Raw genomic sequence first — 22998 nt, 5'->3', positions numbered from 1 at the left:
ACTTATTGAGGATTCTTTTGACTAAGTTTCCACTGGAGGAAAGCATCAATAAATGGATCAAGATCCCCGTCCATTACAGCTTGCCCATTATGGGTTTCATAACCCGTTCGATTATCCTTGACTAGGGTATATGGGTGAAAAACATATGAACGAATTTGAGAACCCCAACCGATATCAAGTTGTTCGCCCTCAATTTCTGCCCGTTTTTTAGCTTTCTTTTCTTCTTCCAGTTCATACAACTTTGATTTTAACATATTCATTGCAGTCACTCGGTTTTGGAGTTGGGATCGTTCAGCTTGAGAAGAGGTTACAATCCCGGTTGGAATATGCGTAATCCGAACAGCAGATTCTGTTTTGTTAATATGTTGACCACCAGCACCACTAGACCGGAAAGTATCAACTCGTAAATCTGATGGATCAATATCAACTTCAACACTATCATCTAGCTCTGGCATTACATCAACCGAAGCAAATGATGTATGACGCCGACCAGCCGCATCAAATGGGGAAATACGAACAAGTCGATGGACTCCCTTTTCACTACAAAGATAACCAAACGCATTATGCCCTTTAATCAGCAGCGTAACACTCTTGATACCAGCTTCATCACCGGCTTCATAACTTGCTGTTTCAACAGAGAAGCCATGCTGTTCACCCCAACGCACATACATCCGCAGAAGCATTTCACCCCAATCTTGGGCTTCAGTGCCGCCCGCTCCGGGATGAATTTCTAAGATAGCATTTTTAGCGTCATATTCCCCATCAAGAAGCTGGGTCAACCGATACTGTTCTAAGGCCTTTTGTGTATTTGTAAATAATGCTTCGAAATCTTTTTGTAAATCATCGTCCGGTTCGACCGCGAGTAATTCAAGCGACGTTTCAAGATCGCTAATCTGATCACTTAAATTCACAAAAGTATCCCGTTTTTCTTTTAAAATATTATTTTCCGCAATGACCTTCTGTGCCTGCTCATTATCATTCCAAAAGTCTGGTTGAGCCATCTCTTGTTCAATTTCTGCAATGCGCTCATCTAGTGCATCTAAGTCAAAGAGACCTCCCGAAGTGCGTAACTTCTTTTTGCATTGATTCTACTTGTTTTTTTGCTTCATTTAATTCCACAATCGAACCTCCGTTATACAACAATACGGCAGCGGTACCGCCATGGGTTACCTTACTGCCGTACCTAGTAGTAATTAACAATTAACGTGTTACATTTTGCCGAATTTCTGACTTCATGAAGAGTCGAGTAGTTTCATACTCAATATCAGCAATCATTTGTTCAAACATGTGATAACCAGCAGTTTGATATTCAACCAATGGATTTAATTGTCCATATCCACGTAATCCAACTGACTGCCGGAATTGATCCATGATATCAATGTGATCAGTCCAGTGTGAGTCAACCACCCGCAAAATAACAACCTTTTCAAATTCAAGCATTTGTGCTGGATCATAAAGTTGTTTTTGCTTTTCCTTATAAACTCCCTGGGCAAATGTCATCAAGTAATCTACCATTTCTTGAGGTGATTTACCTTCTAGATCCTTAACTGTGATGGTATCAGGCTTGATTAAAACTTCTTCTGCAAAGTCAACAATTCCTTGTAAATCCCAATCCTTCTTGTCACCAAGAGTATGTTGATCAACTTCACGCTGGATTGTCCGTCTAAACATTGGCATAAGAACCCACTTCAGCGACTTATCTTCAGTGATAATTTGTTGTCGCTCTTTATAAATGATTTCACGCTGTTCACGCATAACATCATCATATTGAAGAACGTTCTTTCGTGAATCGTAGTTGTTACCTTCAACCCGCTTTTGAGCTGATTCAACCTGGTGAGTTAAGAAACGACTTTTAATGACGGCATCTTCATCATTAACTTTCATCCGTTCCAAGAAGGCCTTGATCCGGTCCCCACCAAATCGCTTCATCAAGTCATCTTCAAGCGACAGGTAGAATTGTGATAGACCAGGATCACCTTGCCGTCCAGAACGTCCACGAAGCTGATTATCAATCCGCCGTGATTCATGTCGTTCAGTACCAATAACTGCAAGTCCGCCAATTTCACGAACGCCAGGGCCTAACTTAATATCTGTTCCCCGTCCCGCCATGTTGGTAGCGATAGTTACTGCACCTTTTTGACCGGCATTTTTAACAATTTCCGCTTCCTTAGCGTGATTTTTAGCGTTTAAAACAACATGTGGAATGTTCTCTTTATCAAGAAGTTGAGACAGGTATTCAGAAGTTTCAACGGCAACCGTCCCAACTAAGATAGGTTGGCCTTTGGCATGAAGTTTCTTAATCCGATCGACAACAGCTGCAAACTTACTTTGTAATGTTGGGTAAAGCAAGTCAGGCTCATCTTTTCGCTGAACTGGACGGTTAGTTGGAATAGTAATAGTTTCCATGTTGTAAATTTCACGGAATTCTTCTTGTTCAGTTTTAGCGGTACCAGTCATCCCCGCCAGTTTGTTATACATCCGGAATAAGTTCTGGTATGTAATGTTAGCCATTGTCTTGTTTTCTTCTTGAATTTCTACGCCTTCTTTGGCTTCAATAGCTTGGTGAAGGCCATCAGAGAAACGGCGTCCTTCCATTACACGTCCAGTAAAGGAATCAACAATTAACACTTCACCATCTTGAACCACATAATCCTTATCCAAAAGCATGATGTAGTTAGCACGCAACGCCTGATCCAAGTGGTGGGTCAGCGCAGTATTTTCCGGATCATATAAATTCTTTAAGTTAAAGTATTTTTCAGCCTTTTTAATTCCTTCATCAGTTAACGAGACCGTCTTTGATTCAAGATCGATCTTGTAATCAACATCTTTCTTTAACTGCTTAACAAACCGATCAGTCTGTTTGTACAACTTAGAAGTTCCCGTTCCTGGGCCTGAAATGATTAATGGCGTCCGCGCTTCATCAATTAAAATTGAATCCACTTCATCAACTAAAGCATAGTTTAAACCACGTTGAACTTGGTCTTCTTTGTAAACAGCCATGTTGTCACGAAGGTAATCAAATCCAATTTCACTATTGGTGGAATACATAATGTCAGCTTTATATGCTTCTCGTTTTTGATCAGGGCTCATTTCTGAGTTGTTAATACCAACAGAACATCCAAGCCAATTATAAAGCTGTCCCATTTCGGTAGCATCACGCTTTGACAAGTATTCATTAACAGTAATAACATGAACACCTTTTCCCGAGATCGCGTTAAGGTAAACCGGCATTGTGGCAGTTAATGTCTTACCTTCACCAGTCCGCATTTCCGCAATATTACCTTCGTGGAGAACAATTCCCCCCATGATTTGGACATGGAATGGGTAAAGTCCTAGGACCCGCTTAGCACCTTCACGAGAAACTGCGAATGCTTCTGGTAACATATGATCCAAGGATTCACCTTTTTTATAACGTTCCCGGAATTCATCAGTTTTGGCCTGAAGTTGTTCATCAGTCAGTTCAGACATCTGTTTAGCATAACTCTCGACTTTATTTGCTATTTTGTTAATTCGCCGTAATTCACGACGATCGCTTTCAATCCATTTTTTTAGAATATTGGCCATAAAAGCGTCCTTCCTACTTTCTGGCTTAAGTCCAAAATCAATAAAAAAGTACTACTCAAGCCAATTATATTTTTTACTCTAACCATAATATTTTACCACGTTCATAGTATAAATAAAAATTATTAGTATGGATATTACTAAGTGGCTATAAATTATAAGACATAAAAAGCGCCAATGATTTCTCATCCGCGCTCTTCATATTTGGCATTGACTATTCAGCTTCAATCAAGCCATAACGACCATCATTACGACGGTAAACAATGCTTGTACCATTAGTTTCAGCATCTTGGAAGATAAAGAAATTGTGTCCAAGCATATCCATTTGAAGGACAGCTTCTTCAGGATCCATTGGCTTTAATGAAACTTGCTTTGTCCGTACAATCTTTAATTCATCATCCTGTTCAGCTGATTCATCATTATCAGATGAGATGAATTCAAAGTTCTTTAAGCCCTTTTCACGTGACTTACGGTTAACCTTCGTCTTGTACTTCCGGATTTGCCGTTCGAGCTTATCTGTAACTAAGTCAATACTTCCGTACATATCATTAGAAGTTTCTTCTGCCCGTAACGTTAAGTATGGAAGTGGAATTGTTACTTCAACCTTGTACGTCCGGTTTGGATAAACTTTTAAGTTCACGTGGGCAGTAGCTTCAACGCTATCTTCAAAGAACTTTTGAAGCTTACTGATTCGTTTTACAACATAATCACGAATTGACTCAGTAACTTCGACATTTTCACCACGAATATTGAACCTTAACATTGTACTTCTCTCCTTTCAGCCAAGCAATTGCTTGATCTGATATCAGAAGGACCACTCTTCTCATATCCTATTTTTATTATAGATTAGTTTGTGTTAATTAACAAATTTTATTAATACATTTTAAGAAGAATTTAACGTGCTAGTGAAACGCTACCAATCTCTTTACAGCCAGCTTGCTTAAAAAGGTTTGCCGCATGATACAGTGTCCTTCCTGTAGTGTAAACATCATCAACTAAAAGAACCTTTTTATTAATTACTTTTTCTGGTGCATCAAGTATGAATGGCTGTTTAGTTGCAAGTCGCTCTTCCTTTGTCTTGCTTGATTGTGCCACTTTTGAACTTATCTTAGTTTGTAAGATCAATTGGTAAGGCACTTCGCGTAATAGACCAATAACCTGATTAAAGCCACGCGTTTGCATCGTTGTCGACGTTACTGGAATCGGGACAATTAAATCTGCTTTCTGTTCATTAACCACTTTGCTAAGTTCACGCTGAAATACCACTCGTAAACGGTAATCGCCATTAAATTTATAACGTTGCATATATTCTTTCATCGCCTCGTTATACCGATATAATCCTCGATGAGGCAAGTACCAACCATAAAGTTTCTTCCAAGCCTGACAGTCTGCACATAAGGAACTATTTTTACCAGTATTGTTTCTACCACATCCTGCGCATCCGTGATCATTCCAGCGTACAAAACTTTCCTTACATTTAGTGCAGACTACTGGCGTGATAATTTCGCGAAAACTAAAAATATCTTGCAAAGTCAGCTGGAAAGATATCCTTTTATTGCACAAAAGACACTCCATCTATCAACCTTTGACCTTTCCGGTTCAAGTACTTCACCTGAGAAACAGCTTGATTAACTTGTCGACAATTACAATTGATCCAAAAAATAACCCGCCCAGTTGGTCGACTTTGCGCGCGCCCAGCCCGGCCAGCAATTTGCACTAATGCTGATGAAGAAAAGACTGGATCATCGGCACCCAAAACATAGACATCAATTTCTGGAAAAGTAACTCCCCGTTCAAGAATAGAAGTCGTAACTAAAAAGTCGTAATCACCATTACGCATTTTTTGGACTTTTTCTAATCGTTCTGGGTCACTTGCATGAACAGTAGCAAAGCGGAAAGTTGTAAAAGAATGCCGTAATGCAGCTTCAACCAATGCTAAATCTGCAATATGAGGAATAAATAGCAAAAAGCGATGGCCTTCCCTTAGCGTTTCCTGCAACTGTTGAATAACTTGCGGGGGTAATTGCTGGCGTTCTAAACGTCGCCGCCATCCAAAAGCTAGTCTAACTTTTATTTGCGGAAGTAAATGCCCATGATAACGAAGAGGTAAATAATTAACAACTAATCGTTTACTTTTAATTTCTCTCAGCAAAGCATCACCTGGGGTCGCAGTTAAGTAAAGACACCCTCCGTTCTCTTTTATTGCTTGCTTAGTCGCATATAATAACGAAGCATTAGCAGCATACGGAAAGGCATCTACTTCATCAATAATTAAATTATCAAAAGCATGATAGAAACGAAGCAATTGATGAGTTGTGCAAATAGTCAGTTGGGCATAATGATAAGGTAACTCTTGTCGACCATGCAAAAGAGCAATATCACAATTAGCAAAGGCAGCTTTTAAACGGGGAAATAATTCTAAACAAACATCTACTCGTGGAGAAGCTATTCCAATTCTCTCACCACGTTCAATAGCTGCCGCAATACCTGCAAACATCATCTCAGTCTTTCCAGCCCCTGTCACTGCCCACAATAATTGCTGGACATGATCAGCCATTCCCCGGGAAATTTTTTCTGAAGCTTGTTGCTGAAGAGGCGATAATTTCCCTTTCCAGGTTAATACGGGTTCGGTAACCGTAAATTGATTCGGCTCTGGAACATGATAAAATTTATTTAACGTTGAAACACGTCCAAGATTAATGCAATGTGGACAATAGAACTCACCTCGTGGCAAAGCACCCAACGATTTTTCTGTGACATGATTGCAGCGATAGCACCTAATATTAGCAGCATCAATCCTGATCGTTGGCAGTTCTTGAATTTTCGCTTGTATCACCTCATGACGCGGAACTAACACGCGCCGTCCATAATAATTGTCTAGATCCATTACCCACCTCCTACTTTATATATACGTAAATTAATCAAAATCGCACGAAGGAAGTTTAAAAATGACAGAACCATATTTAACAATTGCTAAAAACACCACTTATGAGCAAACAATTAAAAAGTCACGATTTATTTGCTCCATTGCCCGTGTCTCCTCAGAAGAAGAAGCTCAACAGTTTATTGCCAGCATTCAAACTGCCAATAAAAAAGCTACTCATAATTGCTTTGCATACATGATTGGTGACAATGACCAGATTCAGCGAGAAAGTGATAATGGCGAGCCGAGTGGAACAGCGGGAATTCCAATCCTTGAATCACTTAAACTTGCAAAAATTCACGATGTCGTAGCGGTGGTCACCCGTTATTTTGGCGGGATTAAACTAGGCGCAGGTGGCCTCATCCGGGCATACAGCAATACAACTACTGAAGCAATCCACCAAGCTGGTCTCGTTCAACGAATCAAGCAAGCAATTCTAAAAATCACTGTTACCTATGCCCTTCACGATCCTCTTCTTTACTACCTCAAGGAGAACAATCTTGAGGTTGCCGGTGAGGAGTACGGGGTTAATGTTGAAACAAGTATTTACGTAAACGAAACAGACTTAGAAGATGTCAAAGAGAAGCTCATTAATCGTTTTAACGACCAGCTTCAAATAACTGAAGGCGATCAGCGATTTAACGAAATTCCATATTAAAAAATTCAGGTTAGAATTTTCTAGCCTGAATTTTTTAATATCGTCGTTTGTAAAATTAAGTTAGAAAAAGTAAAAAGCCATTTGTGATAGACTTTTGAATATCCCTAATCAAAAGAAAGGCAATCACAAATGACCTATAAACATCTTACCACACGTGAATTAACTCTCATAGCTGATTTTTGGTATCAAGGTACTAAAGCTTATCGGGCTGCTAAATTACTTCAGCGTAGTCAAGAAACCATCTATCGTGTTTATCGTTTCCTCAACGACGGTAAAACCATCGACCAATATCTTCAGACTTATCAGCGACATAAGCGTCGTTGTGGTCGGAAGCAGACCCAACTGCCAACTATCGAAGTTAACTATATCCATGCGCAAATCAAGGCAGGTTGGACTCCTGATACTATTATTGGTCGTCATGAACACCCAATTAGCTGCAGTATGCGCACCCTTTATCGCATGTTTGCCCGCAATCAGTATGGCTTTTCCGTTAAACAGCTACCGATGAAAGGAAAACGCCATCCCAATGGCTATGTGGAACATCGTGGTAAAGCTGGCCAATTAGGACGCAGTATCTATCAACGATATCGTGATTTTCCGCATTACCAACATGAATTTGGGCACTTTGAAGCTGATACAGTTCAAGGTAAAGCTCACCGCGGAGCGGTAATGACGCTAGTAGAGCGACAATCCAAAGTAATGATTGTCCTTAATATTCATCATAAAACAGACGAAGCAGTGAATTGCCAGCTTGATCAATGGCTCGCTAAACTGCCACGTCACTTTGTTAAATCAATTACTTTTGATAACGGGAAAGAATTTGCTGGATGGCGAGAAATAGCCAATAAGTATGATCTTCACACCTATTTTGCGGAAGTCGGTGCTCCCAATCAACGAGGGTTAAACGAAAATAATAACGGCCTCTTGCGTCGTGATGGTCTTAGTAAAAAGCTAGATTTTCGCGATTTACCAGACGAACTAGTCACTCAGCTAATGCATCGTCGCAACAATATCCCACGAAAATCTCTTAATTATCGTACACCATTAGAAGTATTCTTGAGTCATGTCACAGAAGAACAACTTTCACCTTTTTTCTAATTTAAATTGACATTTCAGGTATTTTATTTTTTCACACTTCGATAGTAACTTATCCAAATTATAATACAAAAAATCGTTAACATGCCAAAAGCTTCTTGAGTACCAATTGCCGTAGAGATACGTCTAGTCGTGTGGAGATGACTCTGACTGGTTGCAACAATCATCGCTACTAATGAGGTCCCAATTGCCCCTGCAAATTGCTGCAAAGTATTAAGGATTGCATTTCCTTGCGATTGCTTTTCTTTACCAATAACGGTTAGTGCACTGGTCATTACGCAACCCATGCACATCCCCCATTCCACCCATATAGAGAATATAAACAAGCGCAATAAATGTATTTGTTAAATGCTGCCCATAGATTGTAAAAGCAATAAGCGCAATTAGACATAATGAAGTACCAATCAAAATAGGCTTGCGAGCGCTAAACTTATCTAAAATGCGTCCCCCTAATGGAGCAAATATCGCACCTATAAACCCAGCCGGGAGGACGATCAAGCCAGCTGTCATTGCACTATTATCATTTACTAATTGAATATAGTTTGGTAAAAGGAACGCAAACCCCAAAGAAATAAGTTGAGTTAAAAAGAAGCCAAGAACATGCCCAGAAAATTTTTTATTTCTAAATAATCGTAATTGTAAAATTGGTTCTTTTAGGGTTAATGAACGACAAGTAAAAAGTCCCATTCCTAAGACCCCGATTAACAATGCACCACCAACTGAAAAGGTCATGAATACTTGACTTTCCAGGTTACTAAATCCTGTTACAAAACCACAGAACATGAATACAATCATTAACATACTAAAAATATCAATTTGTTGTTTTTTAATCGGTGATTTTTGGGTAATTCCCCATTCACCAAGCACAAACGAAATAATTAAAAGTGGAATCAATAAATAAAACACCCACCGCCAGTTAAGCTTGCTGGCAATGATTCCACCAAAAGTAGGACCAATTGCTGGGGCAACTCCAGTAATAAGGTTACCAACTCCCATCATGAAGCCAATTTTGTTTGTCGGAACTTGCTCCATAATGATATTAAACATCAATGGTAATGCAATTCCAGTCCCTATCCCCTGAATTGCACGACCAACTAAAAGCAACCAAAATGACGGAGCCAGCGCATCAATAATTATTCCACCAATAAAAAATAAGCTTGCAACTGTAAAAAGTGTCTTTGTTCGGTAAGAGCTTTTTAAAATTGCCGATAGGGGAACAATGATTGCAACCAGGAGCAAATAAATGGAAGTCATCCATTGAACCTGATTAGTAGTAATGGAAAATTCACGCATTAGGATCGGAAAAGTTACATTCATTGAAGTTTCAACTATTACTCCACAAAATGACATTAATCCAGTTGCCACGATCGCTGCAATAACCTTGCGGAAATTTTTTCAGTATTCGTATTCATCATTTCTCCTTTATCATCGTTGATAAGAATCGTTTTATTTTCGAAATGTCCTGTTCACTAAAATTTGCTTTTAATTTCTCTTCGTATTGTGTAATATACGCACTTACATCTGAAGATAATTTTTGACCTTCTGCAGTAAGAGTAACGATTCTTTGACGACGATCTTCTAGTGACGGATAACGCTCAATCAAATTTTTCTTTGCCATTCGTTGAAGCAATACAGTAGTGGTTGATCTCTTTATTCCAAATTCATTTTCAATCTGGTGTTGATCACAACTATTTCCCGGGAAATGCGTTAAAAAATCAATAATTGACATTTGCGTCCCTGTCAATCCATATTGCTGCGCGAATGCATTCATTTCTTGATTCATTGCATTGTTAGCTTGTTTTACTAAACGACCTATTAGCAATTTTTATCTCTCCTTTTTGTTAGTCGACTAACAAAAAAATAATATGCTTTGGATTATTAGTCAATATAAAAAGAGACTAGGCTTATGTCACCTAATCTCTTCAATAAGCTTTATTTAATTATCCTAAAATCATTTCAGCAATATCAAGAACGATGATAATCCCTAAAATACTGCTTAAAAGCAATAAAATTTTTCTCGTATGCTGATCTTTTGATTGCAGTTTTTCCCAATTCATTCCTGCATACGCAATTAAGATCAAAGCACAGCCAATGATACCGTATATTCCAGAATGAAAGCCACGATTATCAATGGTATAACTTGCTGCCATAAATAGGCCAATTGCAAACAAAAGTCCCCATAATAGTTGCTTTTTATTCATTAAATCAATACTTTCTCTCTAATAAACTATTCTTGAAGGTGGTAGTTATAACTAGCAACAATAATGTTCTCTCGGGAATTCAATAATGCCCGTAAACGAACACTGGTCTGATTATGCAAGGCCAATTGCCATGGATGCTTAGGAATAAATTGAGGAACAAGAACAGTCGTCGAATAATTTCTTGCTTCTGCCCGCTTGGCAATCACATCAACGAAACGTAACGTTGGTTTTGCGATTGAACGGTACGAAGAGTGAATATCAACAAAACGGACATCTGGATATTCAGCTTTAAATTCATTTGCTGTTTTATGCTCTTTGCCTGGATTTTCATCAAACGAAACATGCATGGCAATAACATAATCGCCAATCGACCGAGCGTAATTAATTGCACCACGAGTTACCCGGGTTACATTACCAACTAAAACAATCACCGTTGCACCATCGTAATCATGTAATTGAACTTTCGTCTTTTCAGCAACCCGCAACTGAGCAGCTACTTTTACATAGTGTCGGTGAATCGAATGGAACATCCATAAAAGCAGCGGCATGATAATTAAGTATGGCCAAACATTTGCAAAGTGTTGCCAGAACAAACAAATAACAAGAACAAATGAAATCAAGGCCCCCACTAGGTTAATAAAGGCTTTCCCTAACCAGAAGCCTTCCCGTTCTCTAAACCAGTGAATAATCATCCCAGACTGCGATAAAGTAAATGGAACAAACACCCCTACTGCATAAAGCGGAATTAACATATTAGTCTGACCATGGAAGATCAAGATCAAAATAATTGCTCCAATCGCCAAGGAAATGATTCCGTTAGAGTAACCTAACCGATCACCACGATCCATGAACGCGTGCGGCATATATTTATCTTTGGCCATATTAAAGGCAAGAATTGGAAAGGCTGAGAAACCAGTATTAGCAGCGACCGCTAAAATCATTGCAGTTGAAAGTTGCAACAGGTAAAAACCTAGCCCATGTCCACCAAAGATTTGTGCAGCCATTTGGGAAAGAATTGTTGTCCGTGAATTAGGAACTACCCCCAGATAAAAGCTAAAGAAGATAACGGCAATAAAGAAGAACGCTAAAATAGCACTCATAATTGCCAAAGTAGTCGAGGCGTTCTTTTCCTTAGGCTTATTAAAGTTAGGAACAGCATTACTTACAGCTTCCACCCCTGTTAAGGATGACGAACCAGCCGAGAATGCCCGAATAAGCAAAACAAATGACATTCCCGATACCGGTGTTCCATAATCGACAATTGCCCGGTAATGAATATGACCAGTGGCAATATTATAGCCACCCCACACTACCATCACAATCATCATAATAACAAAGAAATATACCGGAATTGTGAGGAAGTTTGCACTTTCACTCATTCCCCGTAAATTCATAAACATGATTAACAGGACAATAACGATCCCGATTGGAATTGAAAATTTATATAAAGCAGGGACCGCTGAAGTAATCGCTTCAACTCCAGATGTCGTTGAAACGGCCACCGTTAACATGTAGTCAACTAGTAATGATCCTCCAGCAAATAATCCCCCATCACTCCCCCAATTCCGTGTGACAACGACATAAGCACCACCACCACTAGGATAGGCATGAATGATTTGTTGGTATGATAACGTGATAGCTAACAAAAGGACCAACACAACTGCCGCAATCGGAATTGAATACCAGATTGCTGCTGCGGATAAAGTTACTAGAACAGTTGTAATTTGCTCTGGTCCATATGCTACTGACGATATTGCGTCAGAAGAAAGCATGGCTAATGCTTTAAATTTAGTTAAGTGTGTTTGCCCTTCATCAAGGGTTTTTAACGGTTTCCCGATTAAAACACGTTTCAAATAGCGCCACATACTATTTCTCCTTTGATTTTTACACTTTTTAAGTAGGTGACAATACTACAATTTATTCTTTAATTTTGCAACCTACAAATATATCTATTGATCTTTTTCTGGCATCTTTACCTTGGCATTAACCTTTTCTGCCGCAGGATCGATTTTTTTCATCCGGCTAGCCACAGCCCACCGGTAAAATCCTAGCGAGCAGATGATAATAACAACAAAATCCCATGGGTACTTCAACCAGTCCTTGCCGCCAAATCCTTCACTCCCAATGTAAGAAACTATTGAGATAAAAACAAGATAAGCCAGCATCCAATAACTATTGCGTAAGTCACGTAGCCCTGATGCGTGACGATACTTAACTTCATAATAAAGATAGATTGGTAAGCCTAATAAGATAACCCCAATTACCTGAACAGTTGTTGGCCACATTGTCCAATAAATTGAAAGGCTCGTCAAGACAAATGCAAATGGCGCTAACCAGGACATAAAATGTGGATGAAACGGCCGCTTTAAATTAGCATCCATTTTGCGAAGCGATATTACAGTAACTGGCCCGGTAAGATAAGCAATTAAAGTTGAACCGGTAATTACAGTGGCTAACAAACTCCAATTTCTGAAGAGACTAACCATTACCACCGCTAAAATTAGATCCACAACCATTGCAAACCGCGGAATCATGTAGTGCCGTTCTAGCCGTCCTAACCATTGGGGCAAATGTCCGGTATGAGTCATTGCTGCCAATGCTCGTGAGGCAGTCGCCACAAACGCAACCCCTGTTCCAAACGGTGAAACAAAAGCATCCATATATAGTAAAATTGCAAGCCAATTCATCCCCAACAAGATCGCAATATCAGCAAATGGAGAGGTATAGTTAATCCCATGCCATCCTTTTTGCGCTAATAAATTCGGATCAATTGCTCCAATAAAAGCAACTTGTAACATGACATAGATCACAGCGGTAATAATCATTGAAATCAATACGCCTCGCACGATATTTTTATGAGGATTAATCATTTCTCCTCCCATGTTGATTACCGTTTGAAAGGCATCATAAGACATAATAATTCCAGAAATAGCAGCTGCTTCGAAGATTGAACGACTACCATATGGCATAAAAGTAGTTACGCTATGACCAAAATTACTAGGATGAAAACCCGCCGCAATAAGCATCACAATTGTTAATGTTGGTAATAAAATCTTAAAAATTGATATTAAATTAGTAAAGCGAGTCATCAATTTTACCGACCAGAAATTGATCAAAGTAAAAACTAGCATAAAGCCAAATACAACTAACAATCCAGGAGTCGTAATATTACCGTTCTTCATAAAGTGGTGGGTCCAATTTGCCCATGCCCACGGCCACGAACTCATATATTGAACTGAGGCTACTGCTTCCATTGGGACTAACGTGATTAATGAAATCCAATTTGCCCATGCAGCAATAAAGCCTAAAAACGGACCATGGCTATACTGAGCATAACGACTCATTCCCCCGCTTTCTGGAAACATTGCCCCTAATTCAACATAAGTAAGGGCAATGCTAATAATGATTATTGCTCCTAAGATCCATGACAAAATAGCAGCTGGTCCGGCAACCTTTGCAGCAGTTCCGGCACCAAACAACCACCCTGAACCAATTAAGGAATTTAAGGCAAGCATTACACCAGAAAATAGCGTTATCTTCTGGAACTTCATTTTTTCCATTTCTTAGTTCCTTTCAGTTATAGTTTGGTTAAAAATCAATACTAATTTACTTTACCACAATTTAAGATTTTTAGATTAACTTTATAGTTGAACTGTCTTAACTGGATTACCATTCAGCTTTATTATTTGAAGCAAATCTTTTGTTCTCAAAATCACCGTGGCCGTATTAATGTTTGGGTGACACCCTATTAACTCCTCGTTCTTAAAGATATCAGCATCAATAATAAAGGTAACCTGATGTTGTTTATCATTAAACAAGTTAAAGGGTGAAACAGCCCCACTTGTTATTCCTAACTTCATAGCTAATTCTTCTGGGCGGGCAAATGAAAACCGACTAGTCGATAGATTCTCTTTCAATTTTTTCATATTGAGACGCTTATTTTCTAAGATTGTAGCTAAATAATAGCCAGCTTTATTTTTTCCCGAAATGTCAATTTAAGTTAGAAAGAAAATAGTTGCTCATCAGTGACGTAAGACATGAATACTTCATATGGAGTTCGATAGCCTAGTGATTTACGGGGCAGGTTATTTCGCTTACTCATCAGTTGGGTTACCAATTCATCAGGAAGATTGCGGAAATCTAGCTGTTTCGTTAAGCCATCCCGGCGTAAAAGACCGTTGTTGTTTTCGTTCAGCCCTCGTTGATTGGGAGCACCAACCTCGGCAAAGTAAGTGTGAAGGTCAAATTGATTGGCAATCTCGCGCCAGCCGGCGAATTCTTTTCCGTTGTCAAAGGTAATCGATTTGAAGAAGTGCCGCGGGAATTTCCGAAGCCACTGACTTAAGTGTTGGTTAATCGCATCAGCCGTCTTTTCGTGCACATTGAGTACAATTTCGACCTTCGATTGGCGTTCGGTCAGGGTCATTACCGCCCCTTGGTGCTTTTTGCCTTGGACGGTATCAGCTTCAAGGTGCCCAAATTCAGTGGCATAGTGCGGAAAGTCCTTGGCACGCTCGTGAATACTTTGCCCCAATTGGCCAGCCTTCCCGCGGCGCTCGACATAGCCATTCGGGTGCCGCTTACCTCGCATCGGCAAGGAACGGACATCGAAGCCGAACTGGCTACGTTCAAACATCCGGTAAAGAGTTCGCCGGTTACAACTAATTGGGCGCTCAGCGCGCCCAATAATGGTATCAGGCGTCCACCCCTGGGCAATTTTGTCGTTGATATAAGTGAGTTCAGCCAGTGACAACTGAGTACGTTTTCGGCCACAACGTTGCTTATTGCGCATATAGTGATCTTGATAATCAGCAATTGAGGCACCGGTTTCCAGGTAACGATAAACGCGATAAACGGTTTCGGCGCAACCGTTGATCATTTGGGCCACTCGGTACGCTTTAAGCTTTTGCACGAAAGAATGGGCGATGATTGTCAGCTCGTTTGTGGTAAGATGGGTGTAAGTCATTTGTGGTTTCCTTTCTTTTGTTTAGGGGTATTCAAAAGTCTACCACAAATGGCTTTTCTATTTTTCTAACTTAATTTTACAAACAACGTTTAGAAAAAGGTTTTTCGTGCGAGCAAATTGATATACTTGAACATACTTGTCTGCTTGTTCCGCTGTATAGGCTGGGGGATGAGTAACAATTTGATAGTTTATTTTTTCGTTGTCTAAATATTTATAGACACTGGTCGCATTTTTCGTCATTGATTTTCCTCCAATAAAAAAAAGATCCCAACATTTGAAAAAACAAACATCGGAATCTTTTCTGCCCACAAATTAAATTTTAGTCAGATGGTATTACATCATACCGCCCATGCCGCCTTGTGGAGCAGCAGCAGCTTGATTATTAGCATTTGGATCTGGCTTATCAGCAACAACCGCTTCAGTAGTAAGAAGCAATGCTGATACGGAAGCAGCGTTTTGAAGAGCAGAACGGGTAACCATTGTTGGGTCAACAATACCAGCCTTAATCATATCTTCAAACTTGCCATCTGCAGCGTTGTAACCAATACCTTCTTTTTCGTTCTTTAATTCATTAACAATAACAGATCCTTCAACACCAGCATTTTCAGCAATTTGACGAACTGGTGCTTCAAGGGCAGCCTTAACAATATTGATACCAGTTAATTCATCACCATCGGCTTCAATCTTGTCAAGAGCAGGAATTACGTTAATTAAAGCAGTTCCACCACCAGGAACAAATCCTTCTTGAACAGCAGCACGAGTAGCGTTCAAGGCATCTTCAATCCGGTACTTCTTTTCCTTCAATTCAGTTTCAGTTGCGGCACCAACCTTAACAACGGCAACCCCACCTGAAAGCTTTGCAAGACGTTCTTGAAGCTTTTCCTTGTCGAAGTCGGAAGTTGACTTAGCAATTTCTTGCTTAATTTGGTCAACACGTTCTTGGATAGCTTCCTTTGAACCAGCACCATCAACGATAGTAGTAGCATCCTTTGTAACTGTAACCTTGTTTGCTTGACCTAATTGATCAACAGTAGCATCCTTAAGACTCATCCCAAGGTCGTCAGAAATAACAGTACCGCCAGTCAAAACAGCAATATCTTGAAGTTGAGCCTTACGACGGTCACCGAAGCCAGGAGCCTTAACAGAAACAACATTAAAGGTACCACGAATCTTGTTCAATACAAGAGTTGGTAATGCTTCACCAGTAATGTCATCAGCAATGATCAAGAGAGCACGGCCTTCTTGAACAACTGATTGAAGCAATGGCAAAATGTCTTGGATATTACTAATCTTCTTGTCAGTAATCAAAATATATGGGTTGTCAAGGTCTGCTTCCATCTTGTCGTTATCAGTTACCATGTATTGTGACATATAACCACGATCAAAGCTCATTCCTTCAACAACATCAACACTAGTGTCAACACCACGAGAATCTTCGATAGTAATTACACCATCATGGCCAACCTTTTCCATTGCATCAGCAATTAACTTACCAACTTCTGGATTAGCAGCTGAAATAGAAGCGATTTGTTCGATATCATCCTTGGTCTTTACATCGTGTGACATCTTCTTCAAAGCTTCAACAGCAACTTCGGTAGCCTTGTCAATACCACGACGAATACCAACTGGGTTTGCACCAGAGGTAACGTTCTTCATACCAGCATTAACAATTGCTTGGGTTAAAACAGTAGCGGTTGTAGTACCATCACCGGCAATATCGTTAGTCTTTGAAGCAACTTCGGATACTAACTTTGCACCCATATTTTCAAATTGGTTTTCAAGTTCAATGCTCTTAGCAATAGTTACACCATCATTAGTAATAGTTGGTGTGCCGTAGCTTTGTTCCAAAACAACATTCCGTCCCTTTGGACCCATCGTTGTCTTAACAGTATCAGCTAATTTATCAACACCACTGAGCATAGCGCTCCGTGCATCTTCAGAAAACTTAATTTCTTTTGCCATTTATGTCACCTCAAAATTAAATTCATTATTTAAAAGAGACGGTGAAGGAATTTTATTCTTTCTGTCTCCTGCTCTTAATTCGCTTATTTAACTATTCAACGATTGCTACTAAGTCTTTAGCGTGAACAACTAAGAACTTTTCACCGTTGTATTCTACTTCGTTGCCTGCGTACTTATCAAATAATACGCGGTCACCTTCCTTAACAGCTGGAGTAAGCTTTTGTCCGTTTTCTAGAGTACGACCTTCTCCAACGGCAATAACCTTTCCAGTAGTTGGCTTTTCCTTCACATTGGAAGCAAGGACAATTCCACCAACTGTCTTTTCTTCTTCAGTTTCAGCTTTTAGAACAACGCGATCTCCTAATGGTTTTAACACGTTAATCCCTCCATCTTGTTAATAAATTTTATTTTTAGCACTCAAACTCTTTAAGTGCTAACTACATATTTAAATATAACATGTTCTCTTTAAAATGCAACAAAAACACTTTGACTTTTTTTGACCATTTTTAAAACTTAAGAGAGCATACCTACAGTCAATGACTTTTATTAATAATTTAGTAAACAAAAAACATTGGTTGAACGCTTTCATCAAACCAATGCTCTCCAAATTTATTCAATTGAATCTTCAGTATAATTTTTAATGAAGTAAATTAATGTTTGAAGTTCGTTTGTTAAGTCAATATTTTGAACTTGAACATTTTTAGGCACAGATAAACGAACAGGAGTAAAGTTAAGAATTCCCTTCACACCAGCTTCAACTAATTGGTCCGCAACATGTTGGGCCTTAATTCCAGGAACAGTTAGAATAACAACATCAATCTGTTGCTCTTTTAACTGCTTTACCATATCCTCGGATGGGTAAATTGGAATACCGCTTTTGACTGTATTGGCATATTCTGGCTTAGTATCAAATGCCGCACTGATCCGTAAATTGGTATCTTGATGGAAATTAAAGTTTAACAAGGCACTTCCCAAACTACCAACCCCGACTAAGGCAACACTAACTAATGAGTCTTGGTGCAAGATTCCTTTAAAAAACTTTAATAAACTTTCAACGTCATAACCGTATCCCCGCTTACCTAATTCACCAAAATATGAAAAGTCACGACGAATCGTTGCCGAATCAACTTGCACAGCCTCCGAAAGTTCAGTTGATGATACCCGTTGCTTGTTTGCGTCTTTCAATACATTTAAATAACGGAAATATATTGGCAACCGTTTCGCAGTCGCGCGTGGAATCTTTTTATTAGCCATTCTACTTTTGTTCCTCCTAAAATAAGCCCTTCTCAACCTAGTTTGCCAACTAATTACTAAGTTTTTGACAAGGATAATGTTACTAATTTTTACTTTGTGAAATTTAAGTCTGAGTATATTCTAGCAATTAAACCATTTTTTGTGAACTAAAATACAAAAATATTTTCAACTTTTTATTTAAAATTAAAAATCTGCTAAAATAAAACCATATTAAATCAACGAATTAAATGAGGTTTCAATATGTTACTTTTACAGACAAATGACGTTGTGCGTCGATTTGGCGCGGACGTTTTATTTCACAATATGAACATGCAAATCCAAGAGCATGGCCGTACTGCACTTGTTGGGCGTAATGGTGCTGGTAAAACGACCTTGTTAAAAATGATCGCTGGCATCACCGAACCAGATGAAGGAACAATTACGAAGGTTAAAGATTTGACAATTGGTTACTTGGCCCAGGATCAAGGACTCGATAGTCAAAATAGCATTTGGACTGAACTAGATACTGTTTTTGCTCCTCTCCACAAAATTGAAACGCAAATTCATGATCTTGAACAGCAACTAGCTGACCTTGATAGTTCCGATAGCAATTATCAACAAATTCTTTCAACATACGATAATTTACAAACTGCCTTTAAGAAACAGGGTGGTTTTGAATATGAATCACGTATGCGGGGAATTTTACATGGGTTTGGCTTTGACGAAGATAGTTATGGTACGCCAATTAATTCCCTTTCAGGAGGGCAAAAAACTAAACTCGCCTTAGCAAAGATTCTTCTGCAAGCACCTGGACTTTTAATTCTAGATGAACCGACTAACCACCTCGACATGAACGTTCTTTCGTGGCTAGAAGATTATCTCAAAAGTTATCAAGGCGCATTGCTTATCGTCTCTCACGACCGTTACTTCTTAGATCGTGTCGTCAATGATGTTTATGATCTCGATAATAAAACGCTCACCCACTATACTGGTAACTACACGCAATTTGTCAAACACAAGCAAGAACGATTACAAGCAGAGTGGAAACACTATGACCAACAACAAAAAAAGATTGCCAAGTTAGAAGACTTTGTTAATCGAAATATTGTTCGCGCCTCAACAACTAAACGTGCTCAGGCGCGGCGAAAGCAATTAGAAAAAATGGAGCGGCTTGAGCGTCCAGAAACTGATGATAAATCAATCCATTTTCAATTCCATTCTGAAAAAGATAGTGGAAATGAAGTTCTTGATGTGGAGCAGGCAAAAGTTGGTTACGATGAACAGATCCTTGCTGGACCGCTTTCATTTAATGTCCGTAAGCCACAGCGTGTTGGGATTATCGGCCCAAATGGAATCGGAAAATCAACTTTACTTAAATCTATTCTCCATAAAATTCCGTTAACTAGCGGGACGATTAAACTCGGCGCTAACCTCGATATTGGTTACTATGACCAGGAACAACAGCAATTGCACCCAAATAAAACCGTTTTAGAAGAAGTATGGGATGACCATCCAGAAGTACCTGAAAAAGATATTCGCTCATTATTAGGGAGTTTCTTATTCGTTGGTGATGACGTTTACAAAGTCGTTCATGACCTATCTGGTGGTGAAAAGGCACGATTAGAGTTAACTAAACTATCATTTAAACCGATTAATTTTCTTATCCTTGATGAACCGACTAACCACTTAGATATCGATAGTCGAGAAGTGCTTGAAAACGCAATTAACGAATTTAGCGGAACTGTTCTCTTTATTTCTCACGACCGTTACTTTATTAATCAGGTTGCAACCGATATCCTAGCAATGGAACATGATGGAATTAAACATTATGAAGGCAATTATGATGACTACCTAATTGCCAAGGAAAAAGAAAGTTCACCCAAAGCTACTTCATCTAATGCCAGCACTATTGCTAAAGCACCGGCTGGTAAACAATCTTATCAGCAAAGCAAAGAACAGCAGCGTGCCCGCCGAAAAATTCAGCGGCAAGTCGATGAACTAGAACAACAGATGGCGGAATTAGAAGAAAAGCAAACCGCAATTCAAGAACAAATGAGCCAACCAGAAATCGCTACGGATATTGGAAAGTTAACCGATCTCCAAAAAGAACTTGATGAATTATCAGCTGAATCCGAAAAGGTCGAACTTGCATGGACAGAAGCAGCAGAAAAACTGGAAGAATTTGATCAAGAAAACTAAAAGAAGAAGCGGACCTTTCCGCTTCTTCTTTTAGTTTTGTCGGAATTTGCGCGTATTCTCTGCAAGGTGAACTAAATTACGTAAGAAGTCATGAGTAGATGCTTCATAGTTATATTTCTTACCCAAGTCGTAAATGTATCCATTAATGTAGTCGACTTCTGTTGGTCGATTCTTACTCATATCTTGGTACATCGATGGATAATGAAGCGGGTTGGTGACTTCACTAACATACTTAATCGTTTGCCACTCCTCCTCACGAGTACTTAAGAGCTGAATACCAGCCCGTTCGGCAACATCAAATGCTTCATTAATTAACTGTTTACCAAGCTTCTCTGCACCATCATAATCAATAAATTGTCCCATTTGAATCTCAAAAAGCGTGCAGATCGTATTAATAACAGAATTGAAGACTACTTTTGTTAGGAGGGTACCATAAAAATTATCATTAAGATGGGGATTAATATTCGCCGTGGTAAAGTCCTCAACAATTTGTTTTACTCGCTCATCAGGTTCGCCGACTTGGGGAGCTAAGTTGATCGAACCAGCACTAGGTTTACCAATAAAGTCCACATCCCCCGCCTTATTAAGAACCGTACCGATTAAACAGGTACCGGCTACGACATGTTCTTTAGGAAAATAGTGGTTAATTTTTTCAATATGTCCCATGCCATTCATTCCCGAAAAGACATATTGATGGTCAGGATGGAAGAAATGAGCACTGCGTTGTAACAAGTCACTGAGCGTCATCTGCTTGGCAAAAACGATAAACACATCTGGATCACCATCATATTCTTCTGGCGAGTAAATATTAATTGGTACAAGGTGACGATTTTCATGGTCCCGAGAAACGTAAACCCCACCCTGTTGTTTAATGGTTTCAACTTGGGGAGCCCAGTTATCAACAAAATCAACCTTAGCGCCTGCCAGTTCTTGAAGCAATACGCCAAATCGTAGCCCCATTGCCCCTGCTCCTAAAACCGTATATTTCAAAGCCATAATCTTTTCCTCCTTAATTAAATAAATTCAGTTTAGCAATCCGCTCAACGGCTTCCGTTAATCGTGCTGGTTCAATCAAAAGGCCAATCCGCACATAACCTTCACCGTGTTTGCCAAAGCCATTGCCGGGTGCTACTGCCACGCCAGCTTTGTCTAATAATAAATCTGCAAAGCTTTCACTGGTATAACCCTTTGGAACTGGCATCCAAGCATAGAAAGTACCCTGGGGAGTAAATGCATGCCAGCCAATTTTTTCGGCTGCATTAATAAAGGCATTCCGTCTTTCTTCATAACGACCAACGATTTCTGTAATTGCCTCATCACGCTGCGGTAGCGTCAAGGCATCAATAGCAGCTTCCTGTAAGGCGGGAAAAAGACTAACAAATAAATGGTCTTGAATTAGGTTTAAGGCTTCAATAATGTCTGCATTACCAACCGCAAATGCGATTCGCCAGCCTGCCATGTTGAACGTCTTAGAAAAGGTATAAAATTCAATCCCCACATCTTTAGCGCCTGGTGTTTCCATAAAGCTAACTGGAGCTTGACCGTCAAAGCCAATTGCGCCATAGGCAAAGTCACTAATAATGCCCACCTGGTACTTTTTGGCCCACGCAACTAATTTTCGATAAAACTCGGGAGTAGCTACAGCCCCTGTTGGATTATTAGGATAGTTAAGATAGAAGAATTTAGCACGTTGCGCCACCTCTTCAGGAATTGCCTCTAAGTCTGGCAAGAAGTCATTTTCTGCTAATAATGGCACTGTTTCAAAATTAACTTCTCCTAATGCCGCTCCTGATAAGTAATCTGGATAGCCTGGATCAGGAAGCAGAAAAGTGTCGCCGGGATTCATCAATGCCCATGGCAATTCTACAAGCCCAATCTTGGAACCACCCAAAATTGCAACTTCTTTTTCCGGATCAAAATCAGCTCCATATTTTTCTTGGTAAAAATTTGCTGCCGCTTCCTTAAACGCTGGTAACCCCCGAAATAGTGAATACTTATGAGTTTGCGGATCCGCTACCCATTTTTGCGTGCTCTTAACAATATAATCTGGCGTTGGCTTATCGGGATTCCCTTGACCAAGATTAATAACATCGACCCCTTCACTTATTTTTTTATTAACCTTGGCAACTAAATTGGCAAAAAATTGTTTCGGTAAAGTGTCTAATAATTTTGATTGTGCAAAATTCATCTTTTCCATCCC

At 39.5% G+C, this 22998-nt stretch carries 20 protein-coding genes and 1 pseudogene; 3 read left to right on the top strand and 18 right to left on the bottom strand.

Translation table 11 applies throughout. The features are described 5' to 3' along the window. Positions 1-2: 2 nt before the first annotated feature. The 5 genes from prfB to SH603_RS03030 all read right to left on the bottom strand — a co-directional run bounded on the left by prfB (position 3) and on the right by SH603_RS03030 (position 6448). Positions 3-1119, bottom strand: a protein-coding gene (prfB, locus tag SH603_RS03050) for a peptide chain release factor 2 (RefSeq protein ID WP_406565495.1) whose coding sequence is annotated in 2 segments (ribosomal slippage) — positions 3-1046 and positions 1048-1119 — 1116 coding nt in all. Because the reading frame shifts where the segments join, the coding sequence is not laid out codon by codon here. 81 nt (positions 1120-1200) lie between these two features. Further along, a complete protein-coding gene (gene secA / locus SH603_RS03045; protein ID WP_003666386.1) occupies positions 1201-3564 on the bottom strand; it encodes a preprotein translocase subunit SecA in 2364 nt (787 codons plus the stop codon). A 211-nt stretch (positions 3565-3775) separates the two neighbouring features. After that, entirely contained in the window at positions 3776-4324 is a 549-nt protein-coding gene (gene hpf / locus SH603_RS03040) for a ribosome hibernation-promoting factor, HPF/YfiA family (protein WP_169472670.1), read from the bottom strand. A 131-nt stretch (positions 4325-4455) separates the two neighbouring features. Next, complete coding sequence (locus tag SH603_RS03035; protein WP_225437484.1) at positions 4456-4866, bottom strand: ComF family protein; 411 nt, start codon at positions 4864-4866, stop codon at positions 4456-4458. A gap of 247 nt (positions 4867-5113) precedes the next feature. Then, a complete protein-coding gene (locus SH603_RS03030) occupies positions 5114-6448 on the bottom strand; it encodes a DEAD/DEAH box helicase (RefSeq protein WP_169478347.1) in 1335 nt (444 codons plus the stop codon). Between the two features lie 61 nt (positions 6449-6509). Here SH603_RS03030 and SH603_RS03025 point away from each other — a divergent pair, with 61 nt between their 5' ends. Both SH603_RS03025 and SH603_RS03020 read left to right on the top strand, forming a co-directional pair. After that, positions 6510-7142: a YigZ family protein gene (locus SH603_RS03025; RefSeq protein WP_153702167.1), complete on the top strand. Its 633-nt coding sequence runs from the start codon at positions 6510-6512 to the stop codon at positions 7140-7142. Positions 7143-7271: 129 nt separating this feature from the next. Further along, positions 7272-8240, top strand: a complete 969-nt coding sequence (locus SH603_RS03020) for an IS30 family transposase (protein WP_003668074.1) — start codon at positions 7272-7274, stop codon at positions 8238-8240. A 23-nt stretch (positions 8241-8263) separates the two neighbouring features. On the opposite strand, the pseudogene SH603_RS03015 reads toward SH603_RS03020, so the two are convergent. From SH603_RS03015 to SH603_RS02965, 11 genes and pseudogenes are all read right to left on the bottom strand, one after another. Beyond that, positions 8264-9649, bottom strand: a pseudogene (locus SH603_RS03015) (DHA2 family efflux MFS transporter permease subunit). Next, complete coding sequence (locus SH603_RS03010; RefSeq protein WP_321534066.1) at positions 9649-10059, bottom strand: MarR family winged helix-turn-helix transcriptional regulator; 411 nt, start codon at positions 10057-10059, stop codon at positions 9649-9651. The pseudogene SH603_RS03015 and the gene SH603_RS03010 overlap by 1 nt, the downstream one beginning before the upstream one ends. A 118-nt stretch (positions 10060-10177) precedes the next feature. After that, positions 10178-10438 carry a hypothetical protein gene (locus tag SH603_RS03005; protein WP_113896750.1) on the bottom strand — a complete coding sequence of 87 codons (261 nt, stop codon included), beginning with the start codon at positions 10436-10438 and terminating at the stop codon, positions 10178-10180. A 26-nt stretch (positions 10439-10464) separates the two neighbouring features. Beyond that, positions 10465-12303, bottom strand: coding sequence for an APC family permease (locus tag SH603_RS03000; RefSeq protein ID WP_169473616.1), 1839 nt, complete (start codon positions 12301-12303; stop codon positions 10465-10467). Between the two features lie 84 nt (positions 12304-12387). Further along, positions 12388-13998 carry an APC family permease gene (locus SH603_RS02995; RefSeq protein ID WP_169473618.1) on the bottom strand — a complete coding sequence of 537 codons (1611 nt, stop codon included), beginning with the start codon at positions 13996-13998 and terminating at the stop codon, positions 12388-12390. Positions 13999-14079: 81 nt separating this feature from the next. Continuing rightward, complete coding sequence (locus tag SH603_RS02990) at positions 14080-14427, bottom strand: YbaK/EbsC family protein (RefSeq protein WP_318639603.1); 348 nt, start codon at positions 14425-14427, stop codon at positions 14080-14082. 11 nt (positions 14428-14438) lie between these two features. After that, positions 14439-15404 carry an IS30 family transposase gene (locus tag SH603_RS02985; protein WP_321534065.1) on the bottom strand — a complete coding sequence of 322 codons (966 nt, stop codon included), beginning with the start codon at positions 15402-15404 and terminating at the stop codon, positions 14439-14441. 57 nt (positions 15405-15461) lie between these two features. Then, complete coding sequence (locus SH603_RS02980; RefSeq protein ID WP_419182121.1) at positions 15462-15644, bottom strand: hypothetical protein; 183 nt, start codon at positions 15642-15644, stop codon at positions 15462-15464. A 93-nt stretch (positions 15645-15737) separates the two neighbouring features. Then, positions 15738-17366 (bottom strand): chaperonin GroEL, encoded by a 1629-nt coding sequence (gene groL, locus SH603_RS02975; protein WP_169472723.1) that lies wholly within the window; start codon positions 17364-17366, stop codon positions 15738-15740. Positions 17367-17457: 91 nt separating this feature from the next. Further along, a complete protein-coding gene (gene groES, locus SH603_RS02970) occupies positions 17458-17742 on the bottom strand; it encodes a co-chaperone GroES (protein WP_169471523.1) in 285 nt (94 codons plus the stop codon). A gap of 233 nt (positions 17743-17975) precedes the next feature. Next, on the bottom strand, positions 17976-18620 hold the full coding sequence (locus tag SH603_RS02965; RefSeq protein ID WP_003666366.1) for a redox-sensing transcriptional repressor Rex: 645 nt from the start codon (positions 18618-18620) through the stop codon (positions 17976-17978). A gap of 240 nt (positions 18621-18860) precedes the next feature. On the opposite strand from SH603_RS02965, the gene SH603_RS02960 reads away from it, so the two are divergent. Then, the gene (locus tag SH603_RS02960; RefSeq protein WP_169472722.1) at positions 18861-20798 is read left to right on the top strand and encodes an ABC-F family ATP-binding cassette domain-containing protein; all 1938 of its coding nucleotides are present in this window, start codon (positions 18861-18863) and stop codon (positions 20796-20798) included. Positions 20799-20828: 30 nt separating this feature from the next. Here SH603_RS02960 and SH603_RS02955 read toward each other — a convergent pair whose 3' ends face one another. After that, positions 20829-21794 carry a ketopantoate reductase family protein gene (locus SH603_RS02955; RefSeq protein WP_169471338.1) on the bottom strand — a complete coding sequence of 322 codons (966 nt, stop codon included), beginning with the start codon at positions 21792-21794 and terminating at the stop codon, positions 20829-20831. Positions 21795-21807: 13 nt separating this feature from the next. Continuing rightward, on the bottom strand, positions 21808-22986 hold the full coding sequence (locus SH603_RS02950; RefSeq protein WP_321534064.1) for a pyridoxal phosphate-dependent aminotransferase: 1179 nt from the start codon (positions 22984-22986) through the stop codon (positions 21808-21810). Between the last annotated feature and the right edge of the window lie 12 nt (positions 22987-22998).

Source organism: Limosilactobacillus reuteri (assembly GCF_034259105.1).
Lineage (GTDB): Bacteria > Bacillota > Bacilli > Lactobacillales > Lactobacillaceae > Limosilactobacillus > Limosilactobacillus reuteri_G.
Note: the sequence above shows the minus strand (reverse complement) of the source record. Positions and strands in the feature narration are given on the sequence as shown.